Here is a 25757-nt window from a genome sequence, read left to right as displayed (position 1 = left end):
GCTCGCCGGACTACGCGTCGTACCGCGCGAGGGCCTGGGCGATCAGTGCTTGCCGGCCCAGGCCGAGGCCGGCGCGGTTCCAGTGGAAGACCGTCCAGCGGGCCGCCGCCCGGCGCGGACCGACCGAGGCCTCTCCTGTGAGGAAACTCGTACGGCTCCACTCAGCAACGATGTTCTCCGTCTGTTCGCGGAAGCGGCGCGACGGTCCGGCGGTCCGGCCCTCCTGTGGCGTCCCGTCGGCGGGGCCGGTCCAGGCGCGGTCCCAGGTCTCCCGCAGGCGGGCCGCGGCCTGCCGGACGTCGGGGCGGGCCCACATCGCCGGAGTCAGCTGTCTTCCGCTCTCGCGTGCGATCAGGTCCCAGATCTCACGGTCCTCCCAGCCCTGAACACCCAGTCCTCTGAAGAGGGTTGCCAGGACGAGCAGGGACAGGCGCGCAGGGTCCTCCCGGGTGTCCTCGGCATGCCATTCGAGCCACATCCGGGAGTCCGCGCTCCACAGGGCATGGACGAATTCCATGGACCGCCTGCCTCCGAACAGTGCCTGCTGCGGCTCGTACCAGGCACGACTCACCGTCAGATCTCCGAGGCCGCCCCGTACGACGAGGTCGCGCGCCTGCCCGGCGAGAGCGGCCGCGGGCGGACTGAGGGAGCCCACACCCGGAACGTCCTCGGCGGTACCGGCCGGCACGCGGAGGCGCCATCTGATGCCCGGGGGCTTGTGGAGGAAGAAGGACTGGTCCGCGCTGCCGCCGTCCACGAGCCGGCGCGTCGCCGTCGCGAGCGTGCGGTAGACGGCGGCGGCCGGGGGCTGTTCCAGTGCCAAGGAGAGCTGGATCCAGGAAGGGCCGTCCCGCCGCTGGGCGAGAGCGGCCTTTCCTCCCGCGACGAAGACCGCTTCCTCCTCTGCCGTGCGCGGGAACGGCAGGAGGCCGGAGCGGATGGGGTCCGGGACGTGCGGTTCCGTCAGCATGGGCGGTTCCTCGTCGCCCGTAGCCACGACAAGCGGGCGTACTCGGCCGCCGCTGCCGTCGCCAGGAGCTGTGGTGCCGCCGCCGGGCCGACGGACCGGGTCGCGTGAACGCGCATCAGCAGTTGTGCCGCGCAGCGGCGTTGGGACTGCGACAGGCGGTCCAGATAGCGGATGGCCGCCCGGTCACGGTCCCTCCATCGGTCCACCAAGGCGGCCCGCCCCTCCTCGACGAGTACCTGCCAGTCCGGCGAGCCGACGAGATACGGCCACATCGCTCGCCGTCGGGCGGCGAAGGCGCGGCGGTCCGGTGCCGGCATCCAGGCGAGGTGACTGTCGTCGGAGCGGTCGGCCTGCGGCAGCGCGGCATCCAGGTGCCGGGCCAGGTCCACGGCGGACAGTACGGTCAGATCGTCACGGGCCACAGCCGCACCGGCGGCGGCCCTGACGGCAAGGGCCGCCGCACTGTCGGCCTCCGCCCAGGCCTCGGCCTCCTCGGGGAACAGCACGGCGCCTCCGAAGCCGGCGTCGCGGCGGTACTCCTGGACGGACACCGCCGGGGTCGGCCCGCTGGTCCGGTGACGCATGACCTCCTCGTAGACGTGCTTCAGCGCCCGCTCCCGGACCGCTGCGGCTGCCGCGCACAGGACCAGGTCGAGGCCGGAGCTGTCGGCCGTATGGGTGTGGAAGCTGCGGATGCCACCGGGCAGGTCCGACAGCGGACTGCGGGCGAGGCCGTCGAGGACGGCGTCGAGGCCGGCGGGCGGTCCGGTCAGGGTCAGACGCAGACGGCGGCCGCCGATCGGCTCGGCAGGACCCGCGGGCTCCCGCAGGGAGTGCGAGGGCCGGTGGGGGGCCTGTGCCGTGCGGACCATGGGAAAGACGCACTCCGCCAGATGCGGGCCCTGCTCGGACGTGAGCCACCCCGCCGCGTCCGGGTCGATCTCCTGGAGCAGTGCCGAGCTGCCGGGGCGACTGTGCAGCCACAACCGGTCGAGCGGGTCGTCCAGGTCCAGGGGGATGCCGCGGTCGCTGTCGGCGAGCATGACGTGCCGGGGCACCCCGTGCTCACCACGCCACCGGGCGAAATGCCGCTCCCGTTCCCGGTCATCGGACTTGGCGGCGGCGCGCGGGAGGGGCAACCGCCAGCTCTGCGGGACGTAGACGGTACGGCCACGGCGCAGCCGGGGAAGCCGGCCGGCATCCCGGAGCGGGCCCCAGTCGAAGGGCACGGGGGCGCGGCGGCCGGCCGCGGCCATGGCCAGGACGCGGGCGGCCGGCGGTGCGGTGAAGTGCGGGGACAGCGCCGAAGCCGGGAGCGGCACCACCTCGCGGTCGAGGTCGTCGGACCACACCACGACGCGTTCCGGTGTCGCGTGGAGGCTGATCCGCGCGGGGTCGATCAGCGTGTACGCGCCGCCCCCGTCAACGGTGTTGACGGCGATCCGGTGGGCACGGGTCGGCGTCACCCGTGCGACGTTCAGCGCGTCCGTCGGGAGGGGCTGGAACACCAGATCGGCCGTGACGGCCCCGGGCTCGGCACCGGCGAGGACCGTCTCGTCCACGGCCCGCTTGATGCCGGCGAGCGCGGAGCGGCCTCGCGGTCCCATGGCGTCGGCGAAACGTGCCAGCGCGTTGCCCGCTCCGGCTGCCGCCGGAACGGTGCGCAGGACGAGCCGGAAGTCACCGGTGTCGAGGGACGACGTGTCGGGGGCGCAGATCAGCGTGTAGAGGTCGAAGTCGTGCGGCAGGAGTCCGTCGTCGGCGGGCGCGACCGCGTCGAGCAGGTCGTCGGTGAGTTCCACCTCGGGGCTCCCGGACCGCAGTGCCGCGACGTAGGCGTCCACGAGCGCGGCGTCGCGCGCACGGTTCTCCGCGGGTGGCGGGTCCGCCGGCAGGTGGTCGACCGCGTCCTCGAGTTCTCGCAACGGCACCGACCGGCCGGTTCCGTAGTGCTGGACGATATAGGTGTGCAGGGCCCGTCCGGGGCTCGGGCCGGAGAGCCGGGCGAGAACCAGCGCGGCCTGTTCGGCCTCCTGCCGGACGAGCGGACCGACGTCGGTGCGGGCATCGAGAAGGGTGTCCACGTGCGGCGGAGGCGCCGGTGCTCCGGTGGCGGCCGCATCGGTACGGACCCTGCTGCCATGCTCTCCCAGGGGCTCGGACGCGTACCGGTGCAAGCGGTCGGCGTGCGCGCGCAGGGCTTCCGCCTCCGGCGCGCTCAGGGCCTCCAGCCGTGCAGTCAGGTCGCCCAGCGGATCGCCGAGGTGCGTGGGCTGGAGGTCGGTCAGAAGGAAGCGCGCCTTGACGAGCGAGGTGAGCAGCCGGGCGGCCGCGTGCTCGGTGGCGCCGGCCCGTACGGCCGCGCGGACGGCTTCCGCGCCCGGCGTCCCGGCACGGGCGGCGTCGAGGACGGCCCGGGCCGGCGGGGTGAGGCGGACCGAGACTTCTGTCGGCGCGCGGCCGGGGTCGGTGGCGAGGTCACCGGGGGCGGTGATGGTCGCCCGGCCGGCCCTGAGGCGGACGAGCGGGTTCGTCGTGAGGCCGACAGCCGGTTGCAGTCCGGGGCGGCAGCTCAGCTCCGTGGCCCTGCGGGCGAGCCACCCGGCGTCGGGTCGGACGTGCTTGCGGTGTGCGTCCAGCGGTCCGAGCTCGGCGCGGGCGGGGCCGGTGTGCGATGCCTGCGCCACCCCCGCGAAGACGCCGTACGGGGTGGCGCGGCCGCTCAGCCGTGCCGCGTACGCGCTCATGGCGAGCACCGTGGAGCGCAGCGCCTTGGGGTTCAGGGCCTGCGGATCGGCGACGGCGTGCTCCGCGAGCTCGGGGTTGGCCAACCCGACCGCTTCCATCAGCAACGGGTCGTCGGTGAGGCTCTTCAGCCGGACGAGGAGCTCGGCGGGAGCGGTCCCCGTGCTTGCGGACGGGCGGGGGAAGCTGCGCAGCGGCATGCGCAGCAGAGCGGGGCCGACAGACCGGTAGCCGGGTTCGGTGGTGGGCGTCAAGGGTCCCTCCTCGCGGGGCGGAACTGCTGCGGGTGGCGCGCGGTCACGCCTTCACGGAGACGTCTTCCGGCGCGGGGACGGGCGCGGCGGTGGGTGCCCCGCGGTCGGTGGCGACGGCCGCCACGACGGTCACCAGGGCGAGGCCGGCCAGCGGCAGGGCCAGGATCCAGCTCCCGGTCGAGGTACCGAAGGCGGCGACGAGGCCGCCGATCGCCGCGCCTCCGAAGGCCATCGCGGCCGTGGTGGTGGACTCCACCAGTCCGAAGAAGGCGCCGGAGGAGTCCTTGGGGACCCTGTTCTGGAACGAGGTCCAGTAGAGGCTTTCGGGCAGGCCCGCCGACAGGCCCATGGCGACGGCGCTCGCGAGGGCCATGACCGCGTTCGTACTGGTACCGAAGACGCCGAGAAGGAGGCTGAGGATGACGGCGCACGCGGCGCCGGGGACGAGGCGGTTACGCTTGGCGAGGGGCCCGCCGAGGACCATGCCCAGGACCGATCCGACGCCGATCGCGGTGGTGATCCAGCCGAGCAGGGCCGTGGCGTCCCCGGCCCGGTCCGCGACGGCGACCTGGAGCACGAGGCTGGCGCTGGCGACCGCGCAGGCGATGGTCTGGCAGGCGAGGCAGAGCGCGACGAAGCGGTCGTTGCGCAGCACGACCGCGACCTCCCGCAGGACACCCTGGCGCGGCTTCCCGCCGTCCGCGGACTCCTCGTCCCGACCGGCCTCCTCCGCGTCGACGAGGAGGCTGCTGTCGAGGAGGACGACCAGCGCAGCCGAGACGAGGAAGCTCGCCGCGTTGACCGCGAGCAGCCACGGGATGCCGAGGGTGGCCGCGAGTCCGCCGGCCAGGGCGGGTGCCAGCACGATGACGGTGGTGCCGGTGGTGCCGATGGTGGAGTTCAGGGCGGCCCGCTCGTCGGGCCGGACGAGATCGCGGTGCATGCGGCGTTCGGCCGGGGCGAACACCGTGGTGAACACCGCCGCCACGACGGTCACCGCCATCAGTACGGTCACATGCGCTCCGAGTGCTGCCGCCGCCGCGCCGACGCCGACGACGACGGCCCGGGCGATGTCGCACCCGATCATGACGGTGCGGGGCGGGCGGCTGTTGCCCCAGCGGCCGGCGAGGGGCCCGATGCTCAGGGGGATGCCGATGCGCAGGACGCTGAAGATGCCGAGAGCGCCCGCCCCGCCACCGCGGTAGACGAGCAGGCTCATGGCGACGTACATGAACCAGTCGCCGGCCTTCGAGAGCGCGTCGGCGCCCAGCACGAGTCGTGCGTTGCGGGAGGAGAGGACAGACCGGTATTGGGCGAGTGTCTCGTTCATGCGGTCCTTCGGTTCTGTAGCGGTGGCGTGCGGCGGGCGGGTCCGGGCACGTTCTGGTCGTCGTAAGCCGACCAAGCTATTGCGCCGCGGGCGGCGGCCCGCAAGAGGTCGGCGAGATCCAGGAAGCCCCTGGCCCTCAGTCGGGGAAGGAGTTCGCAGGAAGGAGAGGTCGTCCGCCAGGAGGCGAAAAGTCGCAGGAGAGCGGTGCGCAGCTGCGGATCGCCGGTCTCGTAGGCCCGTTCCGGACCTCTCGGAAGCCGGCCGAGCCGGGCCAGGCGCTCGACGGTCGGGGTCTGCCAGTCGTACTGCGGGTCGGCCCGCCACAGCCTGGTCGCGAGGGTCACCTGCGCCTCCGGGGCTGGGAGTTCGCGTTCGTGCGGGCACAGCAGGCTCCGGCCGGGACCGCCCCGCACCTGGGTGGCGAGGTCGTGCAGGCCGAGCCGGGGCAGTGCGGGGTGCAGCACGGCGACGAGGCCGGGCCAGGGCAGCAGCCCGGCGCTGGTAGCGGCGAGGCCCGTGCTTTCCGCGATGGCCCTGCGCGCTTCCGGGAGCGCCGTGTCCGAGGGAAGTCCGAGGCTCTCCAGCAGGAGGCACTCGGCCGCGATCGCACGGAAGGTGCACGGGAAGTCCGCGGACGCGGTGGCCGCCCATGCCGCGATGTCGTGCGCGTTCCAGTGGCGGCCCGTCGGGTCTTCGTACACCGGCCGCCAGGCGTGCAGGTACGAGGTGGTGTGGAACAGCTCGGTGCGCCGGGTCGCCGATTCCGCGGCCGGGGCGCTTCGCGAGGTGCGCAGCGAGGCAATGCGGCGGGCGACCAAGAGGGCGCGGCGGGCGTCGTGGTGCTTGGCCCAGCGCGGCTGCCGTCGGCACATGAGCCGGAAGTCCCTCAGCCGGTCCGGGTCGGCCCCGAGCTCACGGGCCTTCGCGAGGACCGCGTCGTGGCGCCGCGCGGTGAAGGGCATCGAGGCTGCGCCCTCGACGACGTGGCGCTCCTCGTCCGGGGTGATGACGCCGCGCTCCGCCGCCGCCCGCGCTGCGGCGCGCAGGTCGACGAGGGCCCAGCCGAGCGCCCGGTGGTCGCCTTCCTCGTCCGCGTGGAGCAGGGTGACCTCGTCGTCGGCCTGGATGAGGCCGTGGTGGTACGCGCGGTACACCGAACCGACGCCGAGCATGCCGTGGGCGGCCAGTTCCGCGGCGCGCAGCGCTCCCATGCTGGAGGCACCGATGACGGTGGTCCCGGCGTCCAGGAGGGCCATCAGCTCCTTGTGGCGTACAGCGCGGGACTGCAGGAAGTAGCCGTCGATGACCACGAGGACGTCCCCCGGGCCCAGCCCCCATTCCAGGACCTCGCCGGCGGCGACGGGGGGCCTGACGTCGGCCTGCGGCAGGAGCTCCAGGACCTCGTCGGGGGAGATCGTGGGTCCGGCCGTGACGATCAGCCTGGGCCGGGGTGCGTCAGCCATGACCGTGCCTTTCCGCGAAGTCGAGTCCGGGGGCCGCCACCCGTACGACCGGGATGCCGTACCGGGGAAGGGTCAGGTCCGCCCGGAGGACGGGGGTGCCGTCGGCCGCGCACCGCTCCAGCAAGGCGCCCAGCGCCCCTGACATGCCCCGCCCCGGTGAGAGGCGGCCGTCGTGCTCCGCGACGAGGTCGTCGGTGCGGCACGCGGGGGACGGCGGCAGGTCCGGGGCCGCCATGGCGAAGTCGTAGCGCGGTGAGGCGATGTCGTCCCGGGCTCCGGCGATCGCGGTCACCCGCGACTGCACGGCCTCGGTCAGGGCCCGGGAGAGCGCCACCTCCGCGTCGAGGTGGCTACCGGAGCCGGAGAACCAACGGGGCAGCGACGACGACCACACACGCGCGACGAACGTGGGAACGCCGAGCGCGGGCGCGGTCACGTCCAGGCACTGCAGCACGCCACCGGCGTCCAGGATGCGGCCGCAGACCTCCGACGCGGGGCCCGCCGAGCCGGGCAGGGGGCTACGGGCTTCGTGCCACGGAAGGCCCACCGCTCGCGCCCGGGCCAGTGAGTGACGCTCGATCAGTTCGAGAAGGGCATGGAGGGTGGCCTCGTCCAGGGTGTTGCCGCCGGCCACACCGTTGCTGTTGACGCGGACCAGGGGCGGCCGCCAGCGTTTCAGGACCTCGTAGTTGACGGTGACGGCGTCCTTCGGCCACCACGTCCGCCGCCCGCCCACCAGGTCGTCCACCTCGCACCAGTTCGTGACCAGGGCAGGGGTCAGCGCGTGGTGGGCGAGCAGCGACAGGCCCGCCGCGCCGCCTGCCGCTTCGGCCATCTCGGCGAACGACGCCCTTCGGGTGGGCAGGACGGTGTCCTCGGCGCAGTGGAGCTCGAAGGACTCCATCGCGGCCGACACCTTGGCGAGGACCGGCGAGACGCCCTTGCCCTGGGAGACGGTGATATTGCGGGAGTTGGGCCGTATCGCTTGCCAGACGGGTATCCCAATGTCGTCGAGACCGGTCACGTCGGCGACGCGGGTGATGCCGGCCCGCGCCAGATGGGGCCGGATGCGCTCCCACGTGCGCTCGGGGGATACGGCGCGGAAGGTGCCGCCGAAGTAGGCCCCGTCGTGGGTGGCCGGGGAGATTTCCGCAGGGGCGAGGGCGGTCATCGCGCCGGCCCTGCCGGGTCGGTGGCGCAGGTGCAGTCCGGGCGGGTGTCCAGCTCCTCGCGGGTCGTGGCGGGGTATTGGATCTTCAGGAGTCCGCCGATGGTCGACGGCCTGGCCCCGCCGCTGAGGTGGAGCAGGATCTCGGTGGCCATCAGCTGGGCGACCGACACCGCCCCGGAGACGAAGGCCGGGTAGCGCCAGGACGTCTTCCTGCTGAGCGCCTCGACGATGAGGTCGTGGCGCTCCCCGAGGTTGTCGCGCATCCGGTGTTCGAAGCAACGGAAGCATCCCGGCTCGCCGGGCACGTACATCGGACCCACCATGCCGACGAACGAGCCGAGATAGGGCGTGCCGGACTCCTTGCAGGCGTCGTCGATCCAGCGGTTGATCAAAATGCGGGGCGCATCCGCGCACAGGGCGACGAAGTCGGTGCCGACCGCGGCCCCGCTCAGGTCCTCGGGCGTGCTGAGGTAGCGGTTGACCACCTCCACGGTGGTGTGCGGACTGAAGCGGCGCAGCTGCCCGGCCAGCGCGTCCGCCTTGGTCACCGCCGTGGACTGGTCCGGGAAGTAAAGGATCTGCCGGACCAGGTTGGGCGTTTCGACGACGTCACCGTCGACGATCCGGAGCCTGCCGACGCCGGCGGCGGCGAGCATGAGGGCGAGGAGGCTGCCGGCTCCGCCCAGCCCCAGGACGGTGACGGTGGAATCGCGCAGCCGCCGGAACGACTCCCAGTGCTGGCCGTCGTGGCCGCTGAGCGAGAAGTGCCAGTCGAGTTGGGTGGCGAACCGGGTGACCAGGTCCTCGTCCGCCCAGGCAGGGGCGGATTCGCCCAGGGCGGGAACCAGGATCCCGGCTCGGACCAGGGGCTGGCACGCGCGGGCAATCCGGTCCGCGCCGCCCGCCCCGTCGGCCAGCTCACCGAAGGACGAGGGGGCGCGCTCGATCCGCTCCAGGAGCCGGACGAGCGTGGCGGACGGGGCTTCGACGGTCCGGTGGGAGCCGTACATGTTGTTGAAGAACAGGGAGCCGTCTGCGAGCCGGAGCATCTCCCAGTTGGTGTTGAACCGCCATCTGTCGGTGAGGGACAGGTTCTGGCCGAGCCGGGGGGCCGCCGGCCGCGCGGCGATCCCGACACCGCGGTGGGCCTCGGGCGGTGCGGTCGTCACGCCGCCACCTCGTGCTCCGCCACCTCGTGTGCCGCCGTCTCCTGCTCGGCCAGAACAGCGAGGAGGCTGGCATGCAGGGCTTCGCCGTCCTCGGTCCACCGGGCGGCCTCCCCCATCCCCTCCATCACGCTGACGAGCATGGCGCGGTTGGCCCTGAGTCGTACCACGACCTCCTCGCGGTCCAGCGGCCCGGACGCGGGATGGACGGCGAGGTAGCGGGCCAGGCCCCGGCAGATGCGGGCCAGTACGAACGCCGCGTGCAGCGTCCCGCGCAGCGGCCTGGGGTCCTTGCGCAACGGGTGGCTGCTGAGGGTTTCGGCGTTGTGGAGGAACGTCGTGAACCGCTCGCGCAGGGCCAGGGAGTGGTGCCCGGTCTCGTGCAGCAAGACCTCAAAGAGCCTGAGGGGGTCCTCGGCCTCGTCGATCGAGATGTACACGGCGCCGAAGGTGCTCTGGTTGGTGGCCGAGCGCAGCGGGCCGCCGGCGAAGACCATGCAGTCGACCAGGGTGTTGTGCTCCCGCCAGGCGGCGTCCCACGACGCGGACAACGCGGCCCGGGCCTTCAGCAGCGATTCGAGGACCACCGTGGACGGATCCGCGACGACCTCGATCGCACCGTGGTCGTCGGCGGCCAGGGCCCGGGTCGCGCGGACCGCGCCCTCCTGTGCCCAGGAGCCGTCGTCGTGTGTCAGTACGCCGGCCGGTGCCGGCGGCTGTGCGGCCGCTTCCAGGTCGGACAGCAGGCCGGGCACCTCGGTGTCCGAAATCGGCGTGTCAGGCAGGCTGTAGGCGCGCCGGACGAGAGCCGGGGGCAGGCGGCGCACCCGGCGGCCGAGGTCGCCGCCGGCCGGGTGACCACTGGCGGCGAGGGCGCCGGTGAGCAGTCGTGCGACGCTGCGGTGGTAGATCGCGGCGAGGCGGGCGGTGTCACGCTCGTGAATGTCGACGGTGCGCAGCTGGTCGCGCAGCTCGGAGGGAAGACTGCTCACGGACGGCTCCTTTCTGCAAGCAGCGGCCGGGGCTGCCGGCCGGGTTGGTGTCGGGGTGACCGCAGGACCGGAGTGGGCCCGGACAAGGTCCGTCGGGCCCACTCCCGGTCGGCTGCCGTACCGGACGGCTCAGAAGACGCGCGCCTCGCTGTACGAGAAGCTGCTCTCGGCGACCTCGAGGGTGATCTCGACGTCCAGGTCCTGCTCCAGGGCCTGGAGCTCGGCGGCCTGGGCGGCGGTGTCGATGGTCTTCTCCGCAGCGTTGTCGATCATGGTTCCTCCGTAGGTCGGCTCGGGGTGTCCCGGGCTTCTCGGCCGCACCGGTCGGTGCGATGGCTCAAGACTGGCTCCCGAGCGGCGGTACGGGCAGTCGTCAGTTCTGGGGACATGACAGGGGGCGCGGGGGCCCGAGAGCCTGGCATGTCGGCGCCGCGTCGCGCCGCCGTCAGCACCGTCCGGGCCCGGCCCGCCCCTCGCCCCGGCGCCCACGACACGAGGAGCCAGGATGTCCGGTCCATCGTCCCCCAGCACGGTCTTCCACCCGCGGCCGGCGCCCGGCCGCGCCAGGCCGTGGGAGTTCCCCGTCCCCGTACGGGAAACCCTGACCGAGGGCGTCCGGGTCCTGCGGTGCCACCGGCCCGGCCGGCAGCTGATCACGGTGGAGATCTTCCTCGCCCTCCCGCTCCACCTGGAGCAGGCGTACGTGGACGGACTGGCCACCGTCCTGACGCGCTCCCTGGTCGAGGGAGTGGGTCACCTGGACGCCCAGGCCTTCGCCGACCGCCTGGAGCGGTGCGGTGCGTCGTTCGAGGCGTACGCCGACAGTCCGGGCATCCGGGCCGTGCTCTCCGTCCCGGCCCGGCACCTGGTGGGCCTGCTCCCTCTGATCGGCCGCGCGCTGCTCGAACCCGCCCTCTCCGACGAGGGGATCCAGCACGTCGTCCGGCTGCGGCTCGACGAGATCCGTTACGAGAACGCCAGCCCCGCCCGCCGCGCCGGCATGGCCCTCTACCGGCACCTGTTCGCTGCGGAGGACCGCATCTCGCGTCCCCGTCAGGGCACCCACGAGAGTGTCGGCGCGATCGGACCCGCGCTGGTACGCGACTTCCACCGCCACGTCATGACCCGAGCCGCGATGACCGTCATCCTGGTCGGCGACCTTCAGCAGGCGCACCTGGACCGCAGCATCCGGGAAGCCTTCGGGGACTGGCCGGCGAGCGCCGATGCCGCCGTTCTCCCCGCGGTCACGGCCTCCGGGCACGGCCGTACCGTCCTGCTCGACCGCCCCGGCGCCCCGCAGACCTACGTCATGGCGGGAGCGATCGCGGCCGGGCGTCGGGATGTCTCCTGGGCGGCTCAGGAGATCGGGATCTACTGCCTCGGCGGCACGCTCACCTCACGCCTGAACCTGATCCTGCGGGAGCAGAAGGGCGTCAGCTACGGGATGCGCGCGTTCGCTCAGCCCTTGGTCAATCCGGTCAACGGGGCGTCCGGATCGCTGGCCGCGATCAACGGCGCGGTCGCCACCGACGCCACGGCCGAGACGCTGAGCGACATCCGGACGATCCTGGACGACGTGGCCACCCGAGGCCTCACTCCGGAGGAGCGGGACTTCGCCGTCCGGGTCGCCACGGAGACGGCACCGATCGCCCTCCAGACCTCCGCCGCGGTGGCCACCACCCTCGTGCAGCAGGTCGAGCAGGGACTGCCCGACGATGCCCAGGCCCGCCTCTACCAGGAGCTGGCCCGGGTGACGACGGCCGAGGCGTCCGCCGCCGCCGTCCGCGCGTATCCGGGCGAGGGTCTGGTAACCGTCCTCGTGGGGGACGCGGCGAGGATTCATCCCGCCGTGAACAGCCTCGGGCCGGGGGAGGTGACCGTCGTACCCGCGAAGCCGGCTCCTCGGCGTCCGGCAGCCCCGCGTACATCAACGCCCTTCACCATTCCCGCAGTTCACGCCCGTAAGGACAACGGCTTCCTGCCGCACGCCGGCGTTCCGCGGGCCGCCGGCTGATCATCGCGCCTGCAGGAAGGTGAGCCCCGCGGCGCCGGTTCCTGCAGCGGGCGGAGCCTCTTCGGAAGCTCGATCCGGCGCAGGATCCTTCTGCAGGCCCAAGCCCCTTCGCAGAGGAGTAGTCACCATGCTGAAGCTCATCGCCGTCGGCCGTCACAGCTCCCGGATCGCCGCCGTTCTCCTGCTCTCGGGCTGTCTCACCGTGATCGGGGCGAGCGGCCGGGCCGCGTTCGCCGACCCCGCCCCGGCACCCCAGGCGCCCGACACCGCCGTCAGCGACGTGAACGCCTGGGAGTGACCTCACATCCAGCCGCGTTCCTTGGCGATCAGCGCGACCTGGAAACGGCTAGTGGCGTCCAACTTGGCCATCAGGGCCGCGACGTACCCCCGATAGGTGCGCACCGCGACACCCATCCGGCGCGCACCCAGTTCGTCCTTGTCGACCGTGGCCAGGGCGGAGAGGACCTCGCGTTCCAGCGGTGTGATCGAGGTGTCGTCCCTGGTCTCGCCGCGTACCGCGAGATCGTCGGCCGCGTCCCAGACCCTGACGAACAGTCCATGGATCTGGGACAGCAGGCCCTGCTCCCGGATGACCAGCGCCCCTCGGGACGTGTCGTTGGGGTCGCTCGGCACCACCGCGACCTTGCGGTCGTAGATCAGGACGCGCTCCAGCGGCTCGGTGGACACCCTGATCTCCGCGCCGAGACTGGAGATCTCCTTCAAGTAGGCCAGGGTGTGCGGGCTGGACAGTGCGGATTCGTGAAAGATGGACCGCATACGGGTCCCGCGCCGAAGACAGCGCACGTCCAGGGGTTTCGCCGCCTCAAGCGTCTCTGCTCGCAGACCGGAGCCAGGATGGATTGCCAGCACTTCCTGATAGGAAAAGAATGACAATTCGTCGAGGCGATTCCTGACGTCCTGGGTGTTCTCGATCCGCTCGATTCCGACAAAACCCTGGCCCGACAATTCTTGCCCCGAAAGACCCTGCCGCCAACGCCCCTCAAAATAGGCGAGCTCGGCACGGGTGTCGGCCACCCGGCGGAGTTCCGCATTGAGTTCGCCGATACGCTCCTCGATCAGCTGCTCAATGGCCGACACGGGATCGACGGCCGCGACGTCCCCCTCCCGGGAGATGCGGATCATCCCCTGGGACTCGAGACGGGACAGCAGGCCGCTCAGCTCCTCCACGGACATGCCCAGCACGTCCGAGGCGTCCGCCAGCCCGGTCCACCCACCCTGCAGCAAGTGGACGTACAACGCCTCTTCCGACGGATTGACCCCCAGCGCCAAAAGCTTCAAATCCGCCCCCCAAGCAGGCAAACGAGAAGAATCTTCCATTGTGCCGACAGCAGAAAATCCGCACCCCAGAACGCGACAGATTCCCCGCAGAACTTGGGTACCCTATCAGATGCCACCAAAAAGCACCGGGCTCCCGGAGGCGCACCGAACCCTTGTACACATTTGATTCCATCACCCTTCACCCGAATGGAAATAATTCGCACCAAAGGGAATGGACCGGACCAGATCGGATGGACCACGTAAAATGACCCTCTATGTCACGGTCGCCACATCGACGCAGAGCGCGATGCGCAACGCGCCGGCCTACGCGGCCAGGATCGCCTCGTTACTGCCCGCGGAGTGGACGGCCCGGGTAGCCTCGTCGGACGGCGACATCACTCTGGCCGTACGCGGGGACGCCGTTCGCCCCGAAGAGGCGCGCCGGGTGGTCACCGCCGCGCTGGAGGACCCGGCCCTGAAGGGCTGGAGCGTGAGAGACGTGCGACGGCTCACCGACTGACCGAGCAGCCGGCCGATAGCCCTTAGTGCCAGTTCACCCTGCCCTCCTGGCTCCACCTGACGGTGACCAGCAGGGCTTGGTCATGTGTGGTCTGTGGCGGTGTGTCTTCTTGAACGGTCGTGTCGTTGATCGGGTGTGCTGAGTGAGGAGTTGGCTGCGGTCCGGTGTGATCTGGAGGACTTCGCGGCGGAGATGTTCGAGCCGTTCGCGCGGGCGGATCAGCGTCGGTGGGGCGGGGTCTATCTGCGGGGCCTGCTGCTGGACGGCGGGCGCAAGTCGGTGGAACCGATGGCCGCCCGCCTGGGCGAGGACGGGAACCGGCAGGCCCTGGCCCACTTCGTGACCTCCAGCCCGTGGGATGCGGCGCATGTGCGGGCCCGGCTGGCCTGGCGCATGCAGCCGGTCGTCAAACCCACCGCCCTGGTCATCGATGACACCGGCTTCCTCAAGGACGGGGACGCGTCGGCATGCGTGACCCGGCAGTACACCGGCACCGCGGGCAAGGTCACCAACTGCCAGGCCGGAGTCTCGCTCCACCTGGCTTCCAACAGCGCCTCGGCGGCAGTGAACTGGCGGCTGTTTCTGCCCGGGAGCTGGGATCCTGCCTCGCCGAAGGCCGACCGGGCCAAGGTGGCCCGCCGTGACAAGTGCGCCATCCCTGCCCAGGTGGGCCATGTCGAGAAGTGGCAGCTGGCCCTCGACATGATCGACGAGACGCGGTCCTGGGGCATCGAGGTGCCCCAGGTCATCGCCGACGGCGGCTACGGGGACACCGCCGCCTTCCGGCTCGGCCTGGAAGAACGCGGTCTCGACTACGTGGTGGGTATCTCGACCACGACCACCGCGCAGCCCGAGGACGCACAGCCGTGGCACTGGGACCAGTGACACGAGGAGTAACCGACGCTGAGCAACCCGGGCACCCCCCGCCGCCGCGCCTCCTCGAAAGCCTCGGGCGACCAGGGCCACCAGTCCACGGGGTCCTCGGCATGCTGAAGCAGATACGGCGAGGTCACACCGGCCACCGATTCATACGGGCCGGCCTCACACCATGCCCCGCGCCCGCACGGGACCGCACGGGCTCGGCCCATGCGGGACGGCAGGGCACGAGCAGGTCCGGGCCGTCCCCGCGGTCGCCGGGGACGGCCCGGACCTGTCACGACCGCCTGCGCCGGGCGAACACGAGCAGGCCGGTCCCGGCGATCAGGACGCCCGCGGCGATGCTCAGCGGCAGAACCGGGTCGGAGCCACCGGTCTCCGCCAGTGGTTCGCTTCCCCCCTGGGCCGCGAGGCCGGAGCCGTCGTCACCGGCCTCGCCGGATGCCGCGTCCGCGCCGCCCGCGTCCGTGCCGGTCTCCGTACCCGGACTCCCAGCCGCGTTCGAGGTCTCCTGCCCCGGCGCCGACGAGCCACCGCCACTCGGGACGGTCTGCGCGGCGGCTCCGAAGTCGTACGCGCCCCGGTCCGGTGCGCCGCCCGGGCGGGTTGCCCCGGTGAAGTCGGTGGAGACGGCCGGGAAGGGGGTGCCGGAGCCGATGCCGGGCGAGCCCTTCTTGAGCCGGAAGTCCGCGTTCGGGCCCTTGCCGGGGGCGGTGAGCTTCGGGTCGGCGATGATGTCGTGCGGGCCCCTGCTCTCGGGCGCCTTGCCGCCGAAGTAGACGTTGTAGTCGTAACGGACGTCCACATTGCGGGACTTGCTGTTCGTCGGCTGCCCCGGGCGGCCGTAGGAGACGTTGTTCAGGAGTCGTACGTCGGTGCTGTCGTGGGCGTAGATGTTGGCGTAGGGCTTCTCCATGCGCGGGCTGCGGCCGTTGAGGTAGGCGGTGTTGTGGACGATGTCGACGTGCTGGCTCTTGTAGGCGTGAATGCCTGAGCCGCCGTTGTCGTAACTGATGTTGTTGGCGACCAGCACGCGTCCGCCGTAGGCCGGCCTCCCCCTGCCGGGGTCGCCCTTCGTCGTGTCGACGATGATGCCGTTGCCGTCGGAATAGCAGCGGCAGCCCTCCCACTTGACCTTGGTCTCGTTGTCGTGGACGCGGTTGCCGGTGATGCGGATCCCGTACCTCTGCGGGTCGGTGGCGCCGTTGCCGCGGGGGGTGAGGACCGAGATGCCGCTGGCGCCGTAGACGGTGTACCAGGCGTTGGAGTGGACGTGGTTGCCGGTGATCTCGACGTGGTCCGCCTCGATCGCGGAGATCCCGCCGCCCGCGCAGCCGTGCACCAGGTTGCCGGTGATCGCGACGTCGTGGGCGAAAGCGCCGGTCTCCCGGTTCTTCTCCACCGATATGCAGTTGGTGTTGTACGTGGGGTCGGTCCTGCTCGACGAGCGTTCGGCGTCGGGCAGGGACAGGGCGGCGTTGTTGCCCTTGACCTCGAGGTTCTTGATGACGATGTGGGACGCGCCGTAGACGCTGATGCCGTTCCAGGCGGTCCTCGGGTGCAGGACCGGCCGGTGTCCCGGATACGCCATGAAGGTGATGGGGGCTCCCGAGCGCCCCGAGCGCTTGATGGTGAGCACGTTGGAGCCCTTGCGGGGCTCGGTGTACGTGCCGTTCATGACGGCGACGACATCGCCGGGGCCGGCCAGGTCCGCGGCCTTCTGAAGGGTGCGGAACGGCGTTCCGCTCGACCTGCCGGTGTTGGAATCGCTGCCGCCGGCGCTCACGAAGTAGGTGGGCTCAGGGGTCTTCGCGGGCCGGGGCGCGGGCCTGCTCGCGGCAGCGGGGTAAGACGCGAGGCTGTGGCTCTCCGCGGGAGCGGATGCCGACGGCGACGGCGACGGCGACGAGGGGCTCGCTTGGGCGGCCGTCGTACCCCGTTCGCCGACGGGGTACTTGGCCCCCGACGGGACCATGACGAGGCCCGTCACCACGAGCGCGGCCGTCCCGGCCGCGACCGCTGCGCCCGTCATCCTGGTGCCGAGTCCGGCCAGCACACCGTGATCGCCGCTCGGGCGGGGGTTCCCCCGGCGGCGGTGCCCACGGAACGCCGGCTGGTGAGCGGTGTGCCCCCCGGCCCCTGCGGGGTGGCCCCCGGCTGCGGCGAGACCCGCCTCGACCGGGTCGCTCGCGCGCCCGGGTACGAGGAGGGGCAGGCCGGCGAGGAGCCGCTCGGGCGAGATCAGCCGTCCGGCGGAATGACCGCACGGCTCGCAGGAACGGAGGTGCCGGGCGATCCGCTTGCGCAGCAGAGGGCTGGGAGTCGGATCGCCCTGGCCGGCGATCTCGGCCAGCTCCGCGCAGCGCGGTGCGCGGGACAGCGCTCGGACGACCGTCCGCGCCACGTCCAGCTGGGTCTTCATCCGCTTGACCTGGACCGCCAGATGGGCCGCCGGAAGCTTCATGGCCGTGGCGATGTCCTTGCGGGTCAGCCGTCCGCACGCCTCCAGCCACCACAGCGACAGCAGGTCGCGGTACGACGCGTCGAGCCAGCCGGTGGCCGCGGCTACCTGGCGCTGCTCGGCGGAGAGCGACTGCCGCAGCAGGAAGAGGGACGCGAAGTCCGGTTCCGGAGCGTGCCGCTCTTCGGCGTGTTCCAGCGTCGTCAGCCGGCCGGTCCGCGCCCGGCGCCGGGCGTCGGTGAGCTGGCGGACCGTGATGGCCACCAGCCAGGAACGGAACTTCGCCGTGTCCCGCAGGTCCGGCAGCCCTCGGATCACCGCGACCATGGTGTCCTGCACGATGTCGTCGACGTCGAGGTCACTCTCCGCCGCGCGCCCGACCACGTTGTAGACCAGTGGCAGGACGCCTGCGGTGAGCCGTTCGACTGCTCCCGGCTCCCCGTCGCGGGCCGCCTCGACCGTGCGGCGGTCCGGAAAAGCGTCGGTCCTGGCGGGCCGTTCATATCGCATGCGATACATCCTCGGACAAGAGCAGGTGAGGCTGCTCTGGTGGGTGGCTTTCGCAGCAGGAGACGAGCGGACCCCACGGGCATAACACTTTTCGCGCCGCAGGCGGGGGCGGGACGAACAGGTTCGGACCGCACCCGGTCGGATCGGGCTCGGACGGTCGCCATCCGCCGAACGCGTAGGGCGCGAAGCCGCTCACGCCGGGTGTCGCGGTGAATACGGCGCCGGCGTCGGCCTCCGCCATGACCACGATCCGGACGGGCGGCACACGTACCGGCCCCAACCCCCCACCGGCCCGGTGGACTTCACCTACGACGGGCCGCGCCCCCTCCCTCGCGCGGGCGGGCCGTACGAAGGACACTGGACCTCGCGGCGGCCCACGGCACGCGGGCCGGCGCCGTACACCGGAGCCGGAGGGGGACACAGATGCGGATACGGGACAGCCACCGGGCGGACGCGGAACGGCTGTTGGTACGGGCCGTGGAGGAAGAGGCACGACGCACCGGCGGCCGGACGGACGAGGCCGTGCTGCTGACCCGTGCGCGGGCCGCGCTCGACGGCATCGCGGACGGCGCGGCGGAGGAGTACGCCGCTTACCTCCAGGCGCTCGACGCCTCGGCGGACGGGCGGCGCTTCAGCCGGGAGAAACTGTCGACGCCGTTGCTGGTCACCGGGGTCGCCGCCGCGGCGGCCGTCGGCGCCGACATGGCGTTCGGTACGGCGTCCGGGCTCGCGCTCGGCGCGGGGGCGGTCGTCGCCGTGGCGGGGGCCACCGCCACCGTCGCCAGGGCCACCGCGTCGCACCGGCCCGCCGGCCGGCCGCCCGGCAGGCCCGAGCAGTTGCGGCTCCAGTGGCTCGCGGCCCTCGAGGTGCGGGGCATACGCCCGTTCCTCGACCAGCAGCGCATGCTCGCCGCCACCACCCGTGCCCCGGCCAAGAAGGCCGCCGCCAAGGCCCGTGCCCCGCACCTGCGCGGCTCGGACCGCAGCGCGGCCGCCCGGATGCGCTCGCTCCTCGAGCAGTCGTTCGGGCATCTCCCGGCAGCCGACGGCCTGTTCGTGGGGCGGCGGGCCGAACTGGCCCGCATCGCACAGTGGGTGCACGCGGCCCGCGCCTCGACCGAGACGAAGCCGACCGTCGTCGTGCTGCACGGACCCCCGGGCGCCGGGCGCACCACCCTCGCCGTGCGGGCGGCGCGCGAGCTGAAGGACCAGTTCAAAGGCGCGTGCGTGGTGGACCTGCGCGGCGGTGCGGAGGGCGAGGCGCCGCTGCCGACCCGGGATGCGCTGCTGCACCTGCTGAACCGGCTGGGCGCCCCCCGCGAGCAGCTGCTGTTCCGGGACAGCGCGTCCGGCGAGCAGCAGGTGCGCCGGCTCGGCGAGTTGTACCACCAGCATCTGACCGGGACCGCCGTGACGATCGTCCTCGACGACGCCCGGGACGCGGAGCAGGTCGCCACGCTGCTCCCGGAGCGCTCGGACAGCCTGGTCCTGGTCACCGCCCGGGAGCCGCTCGACCTGCCCGATTCGCTGCCGGCCCGGGTGCACCGGCTGGAGGTGGGGGCGCTCGGTCCGGCCGGTGCGGAGGAGCTGCTGCGCGGGGTGTCGCAGGAGGCCGAGCCGGGGCCGTACGACGGTCCGTCGAGCGAGGCGATCACCGAGCTGTGCGGCGGGCTGCCGCTGGCGCTGCGGATCGCCGGTTCCTCGCTCGGGGCGCGTACGGCGGACGGGCTGGCCGCCGCCCTCGCCGCGTACGGGCCGGTGCCGCCCGTCGAACGCGCCCTGTGGCTGCGCTACACCGACCAGTCCGAGCAGGCCAGGCGGCTGCTGCGGCGCCTGGCGCTGGCCGGCCGGGCGAGCCTGGGCACGGCGGCCGCCGCGGCGCTCCTGTCGGCCGACGAGCAGGAGGCCGGCCGGCTGCTGACGGCCCTGTCCGAGGCCGGGCTGATCGACCACGTACGCGGCTCCCGCTACCGGCTGCACGACCTCGTACGCGGCTTCGCCCTGGCCCGGCTGCTCGACGAGGAGGAGCCGGCCGAGCGCGCGGCCGCGCAGGAACGGCTGATCGCGAACTACGCGGAGCTGGCCGGTGCGGTGATCCGGATGGTGGACGGCAAGATGTCGACCCGGGCCGGGCAGTTCGGCTCGCACGGCTTCGGCTCGCTGGACGCGGCGCTGCGCTGGCTGGACGACGAGTCGAGCTTCATCACCTCCGCGCTGCGGCACGCCGAGGGCGTCGACCAGGGTGCGGTGCTCGCCCTGCTCGGCGCGCTGTGCGACTACTGCCTGCTGCGCGGCGACCTCTACCGGCTGGGCGAGATAAGCGAGCTGACCCACGCGGTCGACCAGGGGCTGCTGGAGCGGTCGGTGCGGTGGCGTACGGGCATCGCCGCCCGCCAGCTCGGTGAGCTGGACAAGGCCCGTACGACGTTGTCCTCCGTCGTCGGGCTCTACCGCGAGGCGCGGAACGACTCCGGTACGGCGCTGGCGCTGTGCTCGCTCGGGATCACCCTGCACCACCAGGGCGACCTCACCGAGGCGGCGGCCCGGCTGCGCGAGGCGATGCGGCTCCAGTCCGCCGCCGGGCAGGACGAGGACCGGGCCTGGTCGATGCACGCGCTGGCCGCCGTCGAACGCGACCGGGGCAACCTGGCCGAGGCGCTGGCCCTCCTGGACACCGCGCTCGCCCTGCACCGCGAGGGCGAGTCGCTGCACGGCGAGGCGTGGACGCGGTTCCAGCTGGGCCAGGTCCGGCTGCGGCTGGGCGATGTGGAGCGGGCCGAGGCCGCGCTGCGCGCCGCTCTCGATCTGTACGGGCGGACGCGGGACGGGCGGGGCACGGCGTGGGCGACGACCCAGCTGGCGCGGGCCCGGCTGCTGGCCGGCGACCCGGGCGCGGCGGCCGGGCAGCTGACCGCCGCCCTGGCCCGCCACCGCGACAACGAGGACGCGCGCGGCGAGGCCTGGACCCTGTACCACCTGGGCCAGGCCCTGGAGGAGTCCGGGGACACCGTCGAGGCCGTACGGCAGCTGGAGCGGGCCCGCACGATGTTCTCGCGGATGCGCGACGTCTACGGTCTGGCGTGCGCCCGGCACCACTCGGGCCGCGTCACCCGCGACCAGCGCGCCGCGCAGACGGGCAACCTGCGCAATTCCGGCTTCGCCCGCCAGTTGCTGGCCGACGCGCGGGCGGACTACCGGCGCATCGGGGTCGCCCACGGCGAGGCGTGGGCCTGCCTGGACCTCGCGCTGATCGACGCGGGCAACCAGCGGGCGCCCCAGGCCCTGGAGCTGTGCGGCGAGGCGGTCGGGCTGTTCGAGTCGTACGGCGACGCGCGCGGTGCGGACTGGGCCCGCTTCCTGCGCTGCACGCTCCTGCCGTACGCCTCACCCGGGGGCATCGAGGTGGGAGCGGTGGTCGCCCAGCAGGAACTGGCCGACCTCCGTGAGGCCGGTCACCCGGCCAGAGACCCCAAGGTGAACGACTGCGCGGACGCGTACGGGGTGATCCTGGACCGGGGGGTGGACCTGGAGACGGGCTGGCAGGCGTGGTCCCTGGGCCTGGTCCCGTCCCGCCGGACGCGGGAGATCATGGGCGTGACGGTGTGAGCCGAGCCGGATCGAGCCCGCCCGGCGATCGAGGGCGTCTTTTCAGCCGGTCCACGGCGGGCGGGGAGCGTCCGGACGTTCCCCGCCCCGCCGCCTACTTCCGCTTCGCGGACCCGGCCACCGTTTCGGGTGCCGGCTCCGCCGGCTCCTCCTCGAAGTCCACCCGCCCCATGTGCCGGTTCATCGACTTCATGAGCATCCACACGCCCACGGCGAGCGCCGCGAAGACGATGAAGCCCAGGACCCCGGGGGTCACCTTGTTCTTGTCGAGTTCCTCGGCGAGCGGGACGAGGTGCGGCAGTGCCTGAGTCGCGTACATATCAGGCATTGTCGCGGATGCCCGCGAAGAGGTCGCTCTCGGGGAGGGAGGTATCGACGAGGGACTTCGCCAGCTCGTACTCCTCCGTCGGCCAGACCTCCCGCTGGATGTCCATCGGGACGCGGAACCAGCCGCCGTCCGGATCGATCTGCGTGGCGTGCGCGATCAGCGCCTTGTCGCGGATCTCGAAGAAGTCCGCGCACGGAACGTGCGTGGTCAGCGTGCGCTCGGCGCGCCCGAACTCCTTCCAGCGCTCCAGCCACTCCCCGTACGGCGACTCCATGCCGCGGGCGAGCAGCGCCTCGTGCAGGGCGACCGTGCGCGGCTTGTTGAAGCCCTGGTTGTAGTAGAGCTTCCGCGGCGTCCAGGCGGGGCCGAACTCTTCCTCGGGGAACTTCTCGGTGTCCGCCGCGCCCTCGAAGGCGATCATGGAGATGGTGTGGGTCATGATGTGGTCGGGGTGCGGGTAGCCCCCGTTCTCGTCGTACGTGGTGATGACCTGCGGCCGGAACGCACGGATCTTGGCGACGAGGCGGCCCGCGGCGACGGTCTCGTCCTCCAGCGCGAAGCAGCCCTCGGGCAGCGGCGGCAGCGGGTCGCCCTCGGGCAGGCCGGAGTCGACGAAGCCGAGCCACTCCTGCTTGACGCCCAGGATCTCCCGGGCCTCGTCCATCTCCTTGCGGCGTACCTCGTGGATGTTCTCCTCGATGTACGCGTCGCCCTGGAGTTTCGGGTTGAGGATGGAGCCGCGCTCGCCTCCCGTGCAGGTCACGACCAGCACGTCCACCCCCTCGGACACATACTTGGCCATGGTGGCCGCGCCCTTGCTCGACTCGTCGTCGGGGTGGGCGTGTACGGCCATCAGTCGGAGCTGCTCAGTCAAGACTCGATCCTCAGTCACTGGTCGTCATCAAAGGTGCCGCCCCGCAGGGACGCCGGTCTCGGGGCGGCGGTCGGGTGACGGGCGGGCAACTTCTATAGTGACCGAACCGGGGGGTGGAAAATTCCTCGATCCCCGGCACGGGAGGAACGATCATGACGGCGGTGCGCGAGGCGCTTCCCGAGAACCGCTACGGCCGCTCCGCGGACCAGCGCGCGGACCGTAAGCTCAAGATCATCGGCGCGGTGCTCGGCGTCGCCCTGCTGGGCACGGTCGGCTGGATCGGTTACGGCTACGTGGACGGCCACGGCCTCAGCGGAGAGATGATCAAGTTCAGGATCGCCTCGGACGACCGCGCCGAGGTGCATCTGGAGGTCCGCAAGGACCGGGACGCCAAGGGCTACTGCACGCTCCGCTCCCTGAGCGAGGAGGGCGCGGAGGTCGCCCGCAAGGACTTCCGTTTCGACGACGACAGCGACCGGATCGACCGCGTGCTGACCCTGCGCACGACGTCCCGGGCGACCGCCGTCGAGCTGCTGGGCTGCACGGAGGACGACGGGGCGTCGAGTTGACCGCAGCACGCCCGTCGTAACCCCAGTTGACCTGCCCTGACCTGCACTTTCGCCGGTCGGGGCTTTAACCTTCTCCCCCTTTTCCCGGTGAATTGTTAGGCTCGTGGTTTCGCCCACCCGTAGGAGCGCATGCTCACGGGTAGGGCGTTGCTTTGTATTCCCAGTACCGACGAGGAGCACCCTGTGACCCAGACCAGCGAAAACGTCACCTGGCTCACGCAGGAGGCGTACAACCAGCTCAAGGCCGAGCTGGAGTACCTGTCTGGTCCCGCGCGCACGGAGATCGCCGTCAAGATCGCGGCGGCCCGTGAGGAGGGGGACCTGCGCGAGAACGGCGGGTACCACGCGGCCAAGGAGGAGCAGGGCAAGATGGAGCTCCGGGTTCGCCAGCTGACCCAGCTCCTCGAGCACGCGAAGGTCGGCGAGGCGCCGGCCGACGACGGCGTGGTCGAGCCCGGCATGGTCGTGACGATCGCCTTCGACGGCGACGAGGACGACACGATGACCTTCCTGCTGGCCTCCCGCGAGTACGCGAGCGCGGACATCGAGACGTACTCGCCGCAGTCGCCGCTCGGCGTGGGCGTGAACGGCAAGAAGATGGGCGAGAACGCCGACTACGAGCTGCCGAACGGCAAGACCGCCACGGTGAAGATCCTTTCGGCGAAGCCGTACACCGGCTGACCGGTCGGTTCAGAGCCCGAAGAGCCCCGGCCGCGCGGTGCGGCCGGGGCTCTCGGCGTGTTCCGGGCCCCTCAGTGGGAGACCGAGCGGTACTTGCGTACGGCCAGGGTCCGGAAGACCACGATGATCAGCACGGACCAGATCAGCGAGGCCCAGACGGGGTGCTCCATCGGCCAGGCACCTGTCACCGACTTCGGGACTCCTTCGATCGTGTTGCCGAACAGTTCCCGGGCCGCCGCCACCGTCGCGCTGAACGGGTTCCACTCGGCGACGTACTGCAGGAACGTCGGCATGCCGTTGACCGGCACGAACGCGTTCGAGATGAACGTCAGCGGGAAGAGCCAGATCAGGCCGCCCGAGGTGGCCGCCTCCGGGGTGCGGACGGTGAGGCCGATCAGCGCGCCGATCCAGGTGAACGCGTAGCCGAGCAGCAGGAGCAGGCCGAAGCCCCCGAGCACCTCGCCGATGCTCTCGTGGGTGCGCCAGCCCACGAGCAGCGCGACGACCGCGAGGACCACGAGCGTGACGGCGGTCTGCACCAGGTCGGCCAGCGTCCGCCCGGTCAGCACCGCGCCCCGTGCCATCGGCAGCGAGCGGAACCGGTCGATGAGGCCCTTGTGCATGTCCTCCGCGATGCCCGCCCCGGCGCCCGCCGTGGCGAAGGTGACGGTCTGGGCGAAGATGCCCGCCATCAGGAATTCCTTGTAGGCACTGGCGCTGACACCCGCGCCCGGGATGGCGATCGAGCCGCCGAAGACGTAGGTGAAAAGCACCACGAACATGACCGGCTGGATGATCCCGAAGAGGATCATCTCGGGGATCCGGGTCATGCGGATGAGGTTGCGCTTGCCGATGACCAGCGAGTCGCGGACCGACTGGCCGATGCCGCCGCCCGGGCGGGGGGCGCTCGTGCGGGCGGTTTCGCTGAGGGCGCTCATTTCTCCGTCTCCGATCCGGCGGCTGCGGGCTCCGGGTCCGCCCCGTCCCCTTCGTTCTTCTCCTGCTCGGCGGCGTGACCGGTGAGGGAGATGAACACGTCGTCGAGGGTGGGGCGGCGCAGTCCGATGTCGTCGATCTCCACGCCCTGGGTGTCGAGGTCGCGGATGACCTCGGCGAGGATCTTGGCGCCGCCGTCGACCGGGACGGTCAGTTTGCGCATGTGCGGCAGGACCGCGGCCTCGCCCTTGCCGAGACGGGTGAGGACGGCCCGGGCCGGTTCGATCTGGTCGGGGTGGTGGACGACGACCTCGACGCGCTCGCCGCCGATGCGGGCCTTGAGCTGGTCGGAGGTGCCGCGCGCGATGGCGCGTCCGTGGTCGATCACGCAGATGTCGTGGGCGAGGTGGTCCGCCTCCTCCAGGTACTGCGTGGTCAGCAGCAGGGTCGTACCGCCGGCGACCAGCTCCTCGATGACCTCCCAGAGCTGCTGCCGGTTGCGCGGGTCGAGACCGGTCGTCGGCTCGTCCATGAACATGACCGGCGGGGAGACGACGAGCGCCGCCGCCAGGTCGAGGCGGCGGCGCATGCCACCGGAGTACGTCTTGGCGGGGCGGTCCGCCGCGTCGGCCAGGTTGAACCGCTCCAGCAGTTCGCCCGCCCGGGCCTTCGCCGCGCGCCCGCTCATCTGGTAGAGCTGGCCGACCATCCGGAGGTTCTCGCGGCCTGTCAGGTATTCGTCGACGGCGGCGAACTGGCCGGAGAGCCCGATCGACCGCCGCACCTCGTTGGGGTTCTTCAGTACGTCGATCCCCGCGACGAAGGCCCTGCCGCTGTCGGGCCTGAGCAGCGTCGTCAGAACGCGTACGGCGGTCGTCTTGCCGGCCCCGTTGGGGCCGAGGAGCCCGAGGACGGTGCCTTCCGGCACATCGAGGTCGACGCCGTCGAGTGCGGTCACGTCTCCGAAGGTCTTCACGAGCCCTTCGGCGTAGATGGCGCCTGGCATATGGGAT

21 protein-coding genes and 1 pseudogene are annotated in these 25757 nt (G+C 72.1%); 7 read left to right on the top strand and 15 right to left on the bottom strand.

Annotated features, from left to right (window positions below; genetic code table 11):
- Positions 1-10: 10 nt before the first annotated feature.
- From ABZ564_RS01430 to ABZ564_RS01395, 8 genes are all read right to left on the bottom strand, one after another.
- Positions 11-970: a thiopeptide-type bacteriocin biosynthesis protein gene (locus ABZ564_RS01430; protein ID WP_360847605.1), complete on the bottom strand. Its 960-nt coding sequence runs from the start codon at positions 968-970 to the stop codon at positions 11-13.
- On the bottom strand, positions 964-3969 hold the full coding sequence (locus ABZ564_RS01425; RefSeq protein WP_360847602.1) for a lantibiotic dehydratase family protein: 3006 nt from the start codon (positions 3967-3969) through the stop codon (positions 964-966). The genes ABZ564_RS01430 and ABZ564_RS01425 overlap by 7 nt, the downstream gene beginning before the upstream one ends.
- A 43-nt stretch (positions 3970-4012) precedes the next feature.
- Positions 4013-5299: an MFS transporter gene (locus tag ABZ564_RS01420; RefSeq protein WP_360847599.1), complete on the bottom strand. Its 1287-nt coding sequence runs from the start codon at positions 5297-5299 to the stop codon at positions 4013-4015.
- Entirely contained in the window at positions 5296-6762 is a 1467-nt protein-coding gene (locus ABZ564_RS01415) for a TfuA-like protein (RefSeq protein WP_360847596.1), read from the bottom strand. The genes ABZ564_RS01420 and ABZ564_RS01415 overlap by 4 nt, the downstream gene beginning before the upstream one ends.
- Positions 6755-7933 (bottom strand): YcaO-like family protein, encoded by a 1179-nt coding sequence (locus tag ABZ564_RS01410; RefSeq protein ID WP_360847593.1) that lies wholly within the window; start codon positions 7931-7933, stop codon positions 6755-6757. The genes ABZ564_RS01415 and ABZ564_RS01410 overlap by 8 nt, the downstream gene beginning before the upstream one ends.
- Positions 7930-9102, bottom strand: a complete 1173-nt coding sequence (locus ABZ564_RS01405; protein ID WP_360847590.1) for a ThiF family adenylyltransferase — start codon at positions 9100-9102, stop codon at positions 7930-7932. The genes ABZ564_RS01410 and ABZ564_RS01405 overlap by 4 nt, the downstream gene beginning before the upstream one ends.
- Positions 9099-10091 (bottom strand): HEXXH motif-containing putative peptide modification protein, encoded by a 993-nt coding sequence (locus ABZ564_RS01400; RefSeq protein WP_360847587.1) that lies wholly within the window; start codon positions 10089-10091, stop codon positions 9099-9101. Before ABZ564_RS01400 ends, ABZ564_RS01405 begins: the two co-directional genes overlap by 4 nt.
- 129 nt (positions 10092-10220) lie before the next feature.
- The gene (locus ABZ564_RS01395; protein WP_360847584.1) at positions 10221-10364 is read right to left on the bottom strand and encodes a hypothetical protein; all 144 of its coding nucleotides are present in this window, start codon (positions 10362-10364) and stop codon (positions 10221-10223) included.
- Between the two features lie 232 nt (positions 10365-10596).
- Here ABZ564_RS01395 and ABZ564_RS01390 point away from each other — a divergent pair, with 232 nt between their 5' ends.
- Entirely contained in the window at positions 10597-12105 is a 1509-nt protein-coding gene (locus tag ABZ564_RS01390) for an insulinase family protein (protein WP_360847581.1), read from the top strand.
- 127 nt (positions 12106-12232) lie between these two features.
- Complete coding sequence (locus ABZ564_RS01385; protein ID WP_360847578.1) at positions 12233-12403, top strand: hypothetical protein; 171 nt, start codon at positions 12233-12235, stop codon at positions 12401-12403.
- Between the two features lie 2 nt (positions 12404-12405).
- Here ABZ564_RS01385 and ABZ564_RS01380 read toward each other — a convergent pair whose 3' ends face one another.
- The gene (locus ABZ564_RS01380; RefSeq protein WP_360847575.1) at positions 12406-13443 is read right to left on the bottom strand and encodes a helix-turn-helix transcriptional regulator; all 1038 of its coding nucleotides are present in this window, start codon (positions 13441-13443) and stop codon (positions 12406-12408) included.
- Between the two features lie 205 nt (positions 13444-13648).
- Here ABZ564_RS01380 and ABZ564_RS01375 point away from each other — a divergent pair, with 205 nt between their 5' ends.
- Positions 13649-13903: a hypothetical protein gene (locus ABZ564_RS01375; protein ID WP_360847572.1), complete on the top strand. Its 255-nt coding sequence runs from the start codon at positions 13649-13651 to the stop codon at positions 13901-13903.
- A 192-nt stretch (positions 13904-14095) separates the two neighbouring features.
- Positions 14096-14788 (top strand): IS701 family transposase, encoded by a 693-nt coding sequence (locus ABZ564_RS01370; protein WP_360847676.1) that lies wholly within the window; start codon positions 14096-14098, stop codon positions 14786-14788.
- On the opposite strand, the pseudogene ABZ564_RS01365 reads toward ABZ564_RS01370, so the two are convergent.
- Together ABZ564_RS01365 and ABZ564_RS01360 are read right to left on the bottom strand one after the other, a co-directional pair.
- A pseudogene (locus ABZ564_RS01365) lies at positions 14770-14925 on the bottom strand (DUF255 domain-containing protein); the annotation flags it as partial. The gene ABZ564_RS01370 and the pseudogene ABZ564_RS01365 sit on opposite strands and share 19 nt — an antisense overlap.
- 131 nt (positions 14926-15056) lie before the next feature.
- Positions 15057-17750 carry a sigma-70 family RNA polymerase sigma factor gene (locus ABZ564_RS01360; RefSeq protein ID WP_360847569.1) on the bottom strand — a complete coding sequence of 898 codons (2694 nt, stop codon included), beginning with the start codon at positions 17748-17750 and terminating at the stop codon, positions 15057-15059.
- Positions 17751-18173: 423 nt separating this feature from the next.
- On the opposite strand from ABZ564_RS01360, the gene ABZ564_RS01355 reads away from it, so the two are divergent.
- On the top strand, positions 18174-21356 hold the full coding sequence (locus ABZ564_RS01355) for a tetratricopeptide repeat protein (protein WP_360847566.1): 3183 nt from the start codon (positions 18174-18176) through the stop codon (positions 21354-21356).
- A 94-nt stretch (positions 21357-21450) separates the two neighbouring features.
- On the opposite strand, the gene ABZ564_RS01350 is transcribed toward ABZ564_RS01355, so the two are convergent.
- Together ABZ564_RS01350 and mca are read right to left on the bottom strand one after the other, a co-directional pair.
- Positions 21451-21675 (bottom strand): hypothetical protein, encoded by a 225-nt coding sequence (locus tag ABZ564_RS01350; RefSeq protein WP_360847563.1) that lies wholly within the window; start codon positions 21673-21675, stop codon positions 21451-21453.
- 1 nt (position 21676) lies between these two features.
- Positions 21677-22558 (bottom strand): mycothiol conjugate amidase Mca, encoded by an 882-nt coding sequence (mca, locus tag ABZ564_RS01345; protein ID WP_360847560.1) that lies wholly within the window; start codon positions 22556-22558, stop codon positions 21677-21679.
- Positions 22559-22710: 152 nt separating this feature from the next.
- On the opposite strand from mca, the gene ABZ564_RS01340 reads away from it, so the two are divergent.
- Both ABZ564_RS01340 and greA read left to right on the top strand, forming a co-directional pair.
- The gene (locus ABZ564_RS01340; RefSeq protein WP_360847557.1) at positions 22711-23127 is read left to right on the top strand and encodes a DUF4307 domain-containing protein; all 417 of its coding nucleotides are present in this window, start codon (positions 22711-22713) and stop codon (positions 23125-23127) included.
- A 183-nt stretch (positions 23128-23310) separates the two neighbouring features.
- Positions 23311-23808 (top strand): transcription elongation factor GreA, encoded by a 498-nt coding sequence (gene greA / locus ABZ564_RS01335; protein ID WP_360847554.1) that lies wholly within the window; start codon positions 23311-23313, stop codon positions 23806-23808.
- Between the two features lie 71 nt (positions 23809-23879).
- Here greA and ABZ564_RS01330 read toward each other — a convergent pair whose 3' ends face one another.
- Together ABZ564_RS01330 and ABZ564_RS01325 are read right to left on the bottom strand one after the other, a co-directional pair.
- On the bottom strand, positions 23880-24746 hold the full coding sequence (locus tag ABZ564_RS01330) for an ABC transporter permease (protein WP_360847551.1): 867 nt from the start codon (positions 24744-24746) through the stop codon (positions 23880-23882).
- Complete coding sequence (locus ABZ564_RS01325; protein ID WP_360847548.1) at positions 24743-25750, bottom strand: ATP-binding cassette domain-containing protein; 1008 nt, start codon at positions 25748-25750, stop codon at positions 24743-24745. The genes ABZ564_RS01330 and ABZ564_RS01325 overlap by 4 nt, the downstream gene beginning before the upstream one ends.
- Positions 25751-25757: the final 7 nt, after the last annotated feature.

Origin of the sequence: Streptomyces sp. NPDC019224, assembly GCF_040632605.1 — a bacterium.
In the GTDB taxonomy this organism is placed as follows: domain Bacteria; phylum Actinomycetota; class Actinomycetes; order Streptomycetales; family Streptomycetaceae; genus Streptomyces.
The sequence above is the reverse complement of the archived record's forward strand: the minus strand, read 5'-3'. Positions and strand labels throughout refer to the sequence as shown.